The 7954-nt window shown below is 71.8% G+C and carries 7 protein-coding genes; 1 reads left to right on the forward strand and 6 read right to left on the reverse strand.

The genetic code is table 11. From position 1 onward, the window contains the following. Positions 1-563: 563 nt before the first annotated feature. Entirely contained in the window at positions 564-1568 is a 1005-nt protein-coding gene (locus ACWEPF_RS39115) for a stage II sporulation protein M (protein ID WP_452176417.1), read from the reverse strand. Positions 1569-1714: 146 nt separating this feature from the next. Here ACWEPF_RS39115 and ACWEPF_RS39120 point away from each other — a divergent pair, with 146 nt between their 5' ends. Then, the gene (locus tag ACWEPF_RS39120; protein WP_452176418.1) at positions 1715-2671 is read left to right on the forward strand and encodes an RDD family protein; all 957 of its coding nucleotides are present in this window, start codon (positions 1715-1717) and stop codon (positions 2669-2671) included. Here the strand turns inward: ACWEPF_RS39120 and ACWEPF_RS39125 are convergent. The 5 genes from ACWEPF_RS39125 to ACWEPF_RS39145 form a co-directional block, all read right to left on the reverse strand. Further along, positions 2668-3300, reverse strand: a complete 633-nt coding sequence (locus tag ACWEPF_RS39125; protein WP_452176419.1) for a hypothetical protein — start codon at positions 3298-3300, stop codon at positions 2668-2670. The genes ACWEPF_RS39120 and ACWEPF_RS39125 overlap by 4 nt on opposite strands. Positions 3301-3423: 123 nt before the next feature. Beyond that, positions 3424-4857: an adenosylhomocysteinase gene (gene ahcY / locus ACWEPF_RS39130; RefSeq protein WP_345284864.1), complete on the reverse strand. Its 1434-nt coding sequence runs from the start codon at positions 4855-4857 to the stop codon at positions 3424-3426. Positions 4858-5130: 273 nt separating this feature from the next. Further along, a complete protein-coding gene (locus tag ACWEPF_RS39135; RefSeq protein ID WP_452176420.1) occupies positions 5131-6096 on the reverse strand; it encodes a cation diffusion facilitator family transporter in 966 nt (321 codons plus the stop codon). A 140-nt stretch (positions 6097-6236) separates the two neighbouring features. Then, positions 6237-7454, reverse strand: coding sequence for an SIS domain-containing protein (locus ACWEPF_RS39140; protein WP_449798948.1), 1218 nt, complete (start codon positions 7452-7454; stop codon positions 6237-6239). Positions 7455-7584: 130 nt separating this feature from the next. Then, positions 7585-7770, reverse strand: a complete 186-nt coding sequence (locus tag ACWEPF_RS39145) for a Trm112 family protein (protein WP_345284870.1) — start codon at positions 7768-7770, stop codon at positions 7585-7587. Between the last annotated feature and the right edge of the window lie 184 nt (positions 7771-7954).

The following is a 7954-nucleotide window of genomic DNA, read 5'->3' on the forward strand; positions in this document are numbered from 1 at the left end:
CGTTCGTCCTGAGCCAGGATCAAACTCTCCGTGAATGTCTACCGGTAATCCGGCAAGCACCCGCGTTGAGCGGCACGGCAACCACCGGAATAAGGTGATCCCGCGCACTGCGTCCTCGCTAGTGTTTACTTCATAAAGGAATCTCCAACCCCACCAGAAGGTGAGGCCGGGGATGTCAACATATCTGGCGTTGACTTTTGGCACGCTGTTGAGTTCTCAAGGAACGGTGACTTCCTTCGGACTGCTTTCCAGCAGACCCTCCGGGCGCTTCGTTCTTTCGTGTTTCCCAGCTTACCAGAAGAATTTCGGCCGTTTTACCGGCTTCATTCGTTCTGAATTCCCGCTGGGAGGGATTCGCCGATCCGCACGGGCACCTTTCGGCGCTCACCGCTTGGGCTTGGCGTTGTCGTAGACATTAACGTCTGACCGCGACCGTTGTCCAGTCGCTCTCAACCGTTCAAACCTACTCGCGTACTCCAACCGAGTCAATGGTTTTTGTGCGCTGATCATGAGACTACCAGGTCGGGAGGGGTTCTCCCGACCACCGGCGGGCGCCGCGCCGGTCAGGCTGCGACCGGGTGACGGTCCTCGCGGTCGGCGGCTTCGAGGTCTCCGGCCTCGCCGGTGGCTGCGGCGCGGCGGCCGAGGACGAGGGCGTAGAGGAGGAAGAGGACCTCGGCCACGGCGCCGATGGTGATGCGGGCCCAGGTGGGGAGGGGGGACGGGGTGACGAAGGCTTCGAGGAGGCCGCTGACGAAGAGGACGACGGTGAGGCCGATCGCCATGCCGATGACGGCGCGGCCCTCCTCCGCGAGGGCGACGAGGCGGGGGCGGGGGCCGGGGTCGATGACCGTCCAGCCGAGGCGCAGGCCGAGGCCGGCTGCGACGAAGACGGCGGTCAGTTCCAGGAGGCCGTGCGGGAGGAGGAGGCCGAGGAAGAAGTCGAGGCGGCCGGCGGAGGACATCAGGCCGAGGGCGATGCCGAGGTTCATCACGTTGCCGAGCAGGACGTAGAGGACCGGGAGGCCGAGCAGGACGCCGAAGATCAGGCACTGGGCGGCGATCCAGGCGTTGTTGGTCCACACCTGGGCGGCGAAGGAGGTGGCGGGGTGGTCGGAGTAGTAGGTCTCGTACTCGCCGCCCTCCTTGGTCATCTCGTGCAGGCCCTCGGGGGCGATGATCGAGTCGCGGACCTCGGGGTGGGTGGAGACCCACCAGGCGATCAGGGCGGAGAGCAGGATCGAGAGGACCGCGATCGGTATCCACCAGCGGCGGGAGCGGTAGAGGGCGGCCGGGAAGCTGACGGCGAAGTAGCGGCCGGCGTCGTGCCAGGAGGAGGAGCGGCGGCCGGTGACGGCGCTGCGGGCGCGGGCCACCAGGGTGGTGAGGCGGCCGACCAGGGTCGGGTCGGGGGCCGTGGACTGCACCTGGGCCAGGTGGCTGGTGGCGCGCTGGTAGAGGGTGACGAGTTCGTCGGCCTCCTCCCCGGTGAGGCGGCGGCGCTTGCTCAGGGCCTCCAGTCGGTGCCACTCCGCCTGGTGGGCGGCGACGAAGACGTCCAGGTCCATGGGGCGGCTCTCCTGCTGGGCGGCGGGTGCTCGGGCGGGTCGGGGCTCAGCATGCCAGAGGGGTGGGCCGCCCTTCCTGCGGGTTCCGGGGGCCCGTATGTTGGCGGACTGTCGGCGGTGCGGATCAGGACGGGCGGGGGACGGCAGTGAGCGAACTGGTCACGGGTGAGGCGGTGGTGCTCGGGCTGCGGTCCGCCAAGCTGCCGAGCCGGATGCTGGCGATCGGGCTGGACCTGCTCGCCCAGGTGCTGCTGATGATCGTGCTGATGCTCGGGATGACCCTGTCGGTCATCGAGGTGGACGACGCGGCCGGGGCCGCGATCGGGCTCGGGCTCATGGTGTTCTGCCTGGTGATCCTGCCGGTGCTGGTGGAGACGCTCTCCGGGGGACGGTCGCTGGGGAAGCTGGCGTTCGGGCTGCGGGTGGTGCGGACGGACGGCGGGCCGGTGCGGTTCCGGCACTCGCTGGTGCGGGGGCTGGTCGGGTTCGTCGAGCTGCCGATGCTGATGGGGGTGCCCGCGCTGATCAGCTCGATGGTCTCGCCGGAGGGGCGGCGGCTCGGGGACGTGTTCGCGGGGACGCTGGTGGTCCGGGAGCGGGTGCCGGGTGCGGGCGGGGGCCGGGACGCGCTGCCGCCGGTGCCGCCGGAGCTGCTGGCCGGGATCGGTGGCGGGCTGGTCTCGCTCGACCTGTCGGCGGTGCCGGATCCGCTCTGGCTGGCGATCCGCCAGTACCTGAGCCGGATCGGGCAGTTGGACCCGGCGGTGGGCTTCGGGATGGCGCAGCGGCTGGCCGGGGACCTGGTGGCGTACACCGGGCAGGCGGCGCCGCAGGGGGTGCATCCGGCGCAGTACCTGGGGGCGGTGCTGGTGGAGCGTCAGCGTCGCGACTGGGAGCGGTCGGTGGCCGGGCAGGCGCAGGGCGGGTACCCGGTGGCGCAGCAGGTGCCGGTGCAGGGCGGCGGGCAGCAGCAGCCGTTGGAGCGGGCACGGCGGTACGAGGCTCCCGTCGCCCCTCCCCCTGCTGCACCGGCGGCACCGGCACCCGTCGCACCGCCCGTGCAGGCACCGGCGGCCGAGGGCGGGTTCGCTCCGCCGGCCTAGGGGTTGTACTCGGTGGGCCACTGGTTGGGCGGGGACTCGAGTTCTTCGAGGGCGAGGCCGGGGGCGTCCAGGACGACGTCGCCAGCCAGGTGGACGATCTGCTGTTCGCCGGTCTCCAGGTCGGCCACCTGGTAGCGCTCGACCAGCAGCGGGCCGGTGTCGGTGGGGTGGGTGTCGACGGCTTCGAGGAGCCAGCCCTGGTCGAAGGTGCGGGGGGCCAGCACCGGGTCGGTGAAGGAGACCAGGCGGAGGCGGGCCGAGGCGCCGGGTTCCAGGCGGAGCAGGCGGGCGGCGGCGATCAGGAAGGCCGGGGAGGATCCGGCGAAGGCGTGGGCGCGGTCGTGGCCCTCGGCCGCGTCGGTGCCGGAGCCGTCGGCGGCGGTGCGGACCCAGCTGACGCCGTCGAGTGCGCCGCCGCGGACCTGCCAGCCGCCGGAGCGGAGTTCGAGGCGCAGCGGGCGGTTGCGGGAGTCGAGGGTGAGGTCCGCGGTGCGGAGCACGGCGCCGTCGGGGGCGTAGGTCTTGGAGACGTAGCGCCAGCCGGCGGGGCCGGGGGCACAGCTGAAGCGCTCCTCGCCGAGCGGGGTGCCGTCGTGCGGGTCGGTGAGGGAGTAGCGGCCGTTCGGCATGGCAGCAGCCTACGTGCCCGCGGCCTCCCGGTGGCCCGGCCGCTCGGCCCCGGTGGGCGGGAACGGCCGTGCGGCCGGTGCCACGGGGCACCGGCCGCACGGCCGTTCAGCGCTGACGCGGGATCAGTAGCGGTACTGCTCCGGCTTGTACGGGCCCTCGACCGGGACGCCGATGTAGTCGGCCTGCTCGGGGGTGAGGGTGGTGAGCTTGACGCCGAGGGCGTCGAGGTGGAGGCGGGCGACCTTCTCGTCCAGGTGCTTGGGGAGAACGTAGACGCCGATCGGGTACTGCGAGGTCTTGGTGAAGAGCTCGATCTGCGCGATGGTCTGGTTCGCGAAGGAGTTCGACATCACGAAGGACGGGTGGCCGGTCGCGTTGCCGAGGTTCAGCAGGCGGCCCTCGGACAGCATGATGATGGTGTGGCCGTCCGCGAAGCGCCACTCGTGGACCTGCGGCTTGACCTCGGTCTTCACGATGCCCGGGAGCTTCGACAGACCGGCGATGTCGATCTCGTTGTCGAAGTGGCCGATGTTGCCGACGATCGCCTGGTGCTTCATCTGCTCCATGTGCTTGGCAAGGATGATGTCCTTGTTGCCCGTGGTGGTGATGAAAATGTCGGCGATCGAGACGACCTCCTCCAGGGTGGTGACCTGGTAGCCGTCCATGGCGGCCTGCAGGGCGCAGATCGGGTCGATCTCGGTGACGATGACGCGGGCGCCCTGGCCGCGGAGGGACTCGGCGCAGCCCTTGCCGACGTCGCCGTAGCCGGCCACGACCGCGACCTTGCCGCCGATCAGGACGTCGGTGGCGCGGTTGATGCCGTCGATCAGGGAGTGGCGGCAGCCGTACTTGTTGTCGAACTTCGACTTGGTGACGGCGTCGTTGACGTTGATGGCCGGGAACAGCAGGTTGCCGTCGCGGTGCATCTCGTACAGGCGGTGCACGCCGGTGGTGGTCTCCTCGGTGACGCCCTTGATGGTGGCGGCCATCTCGGTCCACTTGGAGGGGCTGTCCTTGAGGGTGCGGTTGAGCACCTCGAGGATCAGGCGGTACTCCTCGTTGTCCGCGGTGGACGGGTCCGGGGCCTCGCCGGCCTTCTCGAACTCGACGCCCTTGTGGATCAGGAGGGTGGCGTCACCGCCGTCGTCCAGGATCATGTTCGGGGTCTGGCCGTCGGGCCAGGTGAGCGCCTGCTCGGTGCACCACCAGTACTCCTCCAGCGTCTCGCCCTTCCAGGCGAAGACCGGGACGCCCTGCGGGTTCTCCGGGGTGCCCTCCGGGCCGACCGCGATGGCGGCGGCCGCGTGGTCCTGGGTGGAGAAGATGTTGCAGGAGCACCAGCGGACCTCGGCGCCGAGGGCGGTGAGGGTCTCGATCAGCACGGCGGTCTGCACGGTCATGTGCAGCGAGCCGGTGATGCGCGCGCCGGCCAGCGGCTGCGAGGCGGCGAACTCCTTGCGGATCGACATCAGGCCGGGCATCTCGTGCTCGGCGAGCTGGATCTCCTTGCGGCCGAAGGGGGCCAGGGAGAGGTCGGCGACCTTGAAGTCGGACATGTCTGCTGCTCCTCGCTGCGTGCGGGGTCGGGTCGGTTTACGGGTGTGCTGAGCGGCGGGACGCCCGACGGGATGCGGGGCTCCGCTGCTGCGGCACAATCCGTCGGAGGACCTCTCTCCCTCGACCGGACCGCCCGGCGTGCCGGGGGTGCCGATCGACCGCCATCAGCAGCGACGATTTGGCTCTGCTGACGAATCTACACCGGCGGCGTGATCGCACGGGATTCGTTCGAGCGGATTCGGCCGTTCCCCGACCGGTTCCCTGACGGTGCGTCAGTGGGACGGGCCGCCCGGGGTGGCCTCCCGGTCGGGGCCGGCGGCCTCCTTCTCGGCGGAGTAGATGTCCGGCTCCAGGTAGATCACCCGGGCGATCGGGACGGCCTTGCGGACCCGGGCCTCGGCCAGGTCGATGGCCTGGGCGACCTGGGTGGCGCTGTCCTCGGCGTTGACGCCGATCTTGGCGGCGACCAGCAGCTCCTCGGGGCCGAGGTGCAGGGTGCGCATGTGGATGATGCGGGTGACCGAATCGTGGTCCACCAGGGCGGCGCGGATCTTGGCGACCTCGGTCTTGTCGGCGGACTCGCCGATCAGCAGCGAGCGGGTCTCCAGGGCGAGCACCACCGCGATGCCGACCAGCAGCAGGCCGATGGAGAGGGTGCCGACGCCGTCCCAGACGCCGTTCCCGGTGATGACGGTGAGACCGACGCCGAACAGGGCGAGGACCAGGCCGATCAGCGCGCCGAAGTCCTCCAGCAGGACCACCGGCAGCTCCGGAGCCTTGGCCCGGCGGACGTACTCGACCCAGCCGAGCGCGCCCTTGGACTTCTTCCCCTCGCTGATCGCGGTGTAGAAGGACCAGCTCTCCGCGATGATCGCGAAGACCAGCACGCCGACCGCCCAGTACCAGCCATCCAGCTCGTGCGGGTGGCGGATCTTCTCCACGCCCTCGTAGACGGCGAACAGGCCACCGACCGAGAACAGCACGATGGAGACCACGAAGGCGTAGATGTACCGCTCGCGCCCGTAGCCGAAGGGGTGGGCCTCGTCCGCCTCGCGGGCCGCCCGCTTGCTGCCGACCAGCAGCAGCACCTGGTTGCCGGAGTCGGCGACGGAGTGCACGCCCTCGGCCAGCATCGAGGAGGAGCCGGTGAAGGCGAAGGCGGTGAACTTGCTCACCGCGATCGCCAGGTTCGCGGACAGCGCCGCTACGAGGGCCTTGGTACCGCCTTCGGTGCTCATGCTGGGATGGGGTCCCTCCGGACTGGGCCGGTACCCGTGCACCGGCCGACGCTCAGCTCTGTCGACCGCACACAGTATCCCGATCGGGCAAAGGACCTGAGGTGCGGTCAGCAGGTGGGCGGCGGCGCGTCGTGCTCCGTTCAGTCCTGGCCGGCGGCCAGGCCGAGGTAGACGGCGGCGAAGTCGGTGAGGGCGGTCAGTTCGGCCAGGGCGTGCAGCGGATCGGCCTCCACCGAGCGGAGCTCGGTGAAGCGGACGCCGTGCGCCTCGGCCAGGCGGTGGGCGCGGCGGACCGGGTGGCTGGGCTCGGCGAAGCCGTTCTCCTCCTCCTCGGCCGGATCGGCGGCGCGGCCCGGGGTCTGACGGAGCAGCAGCACCTGGAGCAGCAGCGGATCGGGCTCCTCGACCCGGTCGCGGAAGAAGTCGTCCGGGTCGGCGCCCGAGCCGAACTGGCCGACGAACATGCCCCGGTGGGCGGTGAGCACCTGCGGCAGCGCCCCGGGCAGCGCGGGGCGCCCGGCCCGGTCGGCCAGCATGGCGGCGAACCGGCCGGCCACCGCGGCGGCCACCGGGCCGTCGGTCCACAGCAGCGGGACGGTGCCGGAGAGGTGGGCGGCCAGGTCCTTGGCCGGATTGACGTAGGCGGCGGCGTCGGGGCGGCAGCGGACGGCCACCTCGTCCAGCCGGTCGGCGACGCCCCGCAGGGAGCCGGCCGGGAGCTGGGTGACGCCGAGCTTCTCGGTGAGGGCCAGCAGCGGGAGCAGCATGGCCCAGAGCGCGCCCGGGTCGAGCGCGGGCAGGTCGGGCTCCTCGGCCTGGTGGTCGTCCTCGACCGCGGTCGGCACGTACGGCAGCGGCAGGCCGCGGACCTGGTGGGCGGCCTCGGTCAGCGGGCTCTCCGGCGGGGCGATCACCACCACCGTGCAGCCGCGTGCGTACGCCTGCTGGGCCAGGCCGACCAGACCCTCCTCGTGGCCGTCAGCGGAGGCGATCACCAGCAGGTCGAGCGGGCCGACCCAGCCCGGGAGCTGCCAGCGCAGGCCGGCGGTGAACGGCGGGGCGGCCACCGTCCGGTCGCGCGGGGCGGGCTCGGCGTCGGTCGGCGGGAGCGGGAGCACCTGGGTGGACTCGACCGCGAGCGCGGCCAGCGCGGGGCCGACGGCGAGCGCGCTGCCGTAGCCGGCCACCAGCAGGGAGCGCGGGCGGCCGTCGGGGCGCAGCGCCGCGACTCCGGCCTCGTCGGCCAGCCGGAGGGCGGTGCGGATCCTGGCCCCGGCACCCGCCAGCGCGAGCAGCGCGTGGTCCCGGTCGGCGCGCTGGAGGGCGGCCGGGTCGTCGAGCAGGACGTCGTCGATCATGCGGCTGGCCTCCGGCCTCGCGCTGGACGGACGGTGGGGTCGGTCGGGGAGGTGCGGGGTGCGCCCGGCGTGCGGGCGCGGGGGTGCTGCGCGGGGCGCCCGGGTGGGGCCGGGCGGGCCTGACGCGGCGTCAGGAGGGGCGGCGGGCCTCGTCGACCAGGAGCACCGGGATGCCGTCGCGGACCGGGTAGACCAGGCCGCAGGTCTCACCGGTGCAGCGCAGCTCGTGCGCCTCGCCCTGGGTCTGCTCGTCGAGCGCCGAGTGGCACTCCGGGCAGACCAGGATCTCCAGCAGGAAGGACGGCAGGTTGCTCATGGGGTGTCAGGCTCCTGGGTGCGGTGGGGTACGGCGCCGGTACAGCGGTGCCCCGGCCGGTGGCAACCTTACCGGCCGGGGCTGGGGCTGGTGGTGTCAGGCGCGGACGATGCCCAGGACGGTGTCGCGGACCTGCTCCATGGTGGCCTGGTCCTTGGCCTCCACGTTCAGGCGCAGCAGGGGT

This window comes from Kitasatospora sp. NPDC004289 (assembly GCF_053602875.1).

What these genes read in the sequence shown, in the direction of transcription:
- ACWEPF_RS39115 (WP_452176417.1), bottom strand. Translation starts at nt 1,568, where the DNA reads ATGGACCTGGACGTCTTCGTCGCCGCCCACCAGGCGGAGTGGCACCGA.
- ACWEPF_RS39125 (WP_452176419.1), bottom strand. Translation starts at nt 3,300, where the DNA reads ATGCCGAACGGCCGCTACTCCCTCACCGACCCGCACGACGGCACCCCG.
- ahcY (WP_345284864.1), bottom strand. Translation starts at nt 4,857, where the DNA reads ATGTCCGACTTCAAGGTCGCCGACCTCTCCCTGGCCCCCTTCGGCCGC.
- ACWEPF_RS39135 (WP_452176420.1), bottom strand. Translation starts at nt 6,096, where the DNA reads ATGAGCACCGAAGGCGGTACCAAGGCCCTCGTAGCGGCGCTGTCCGCG.
- ACWEPF_RS39140 (WP_449798948.1), bottom strand. Translation starts at nt 7,454, where the DNA reads ATGATCGACGACGTCCTGCTCGACGACCCGGCCGCCCTCCAGCGCGCC.
- ACWEPF_RS39145 (WP_345284870.1), bottom strand. Translation starts at nt 7,770, where the DNA reads ATGAGCAACCTGCCGTCCTTCCTGCTGGAGATCCTGGTCTGCCCGGAG.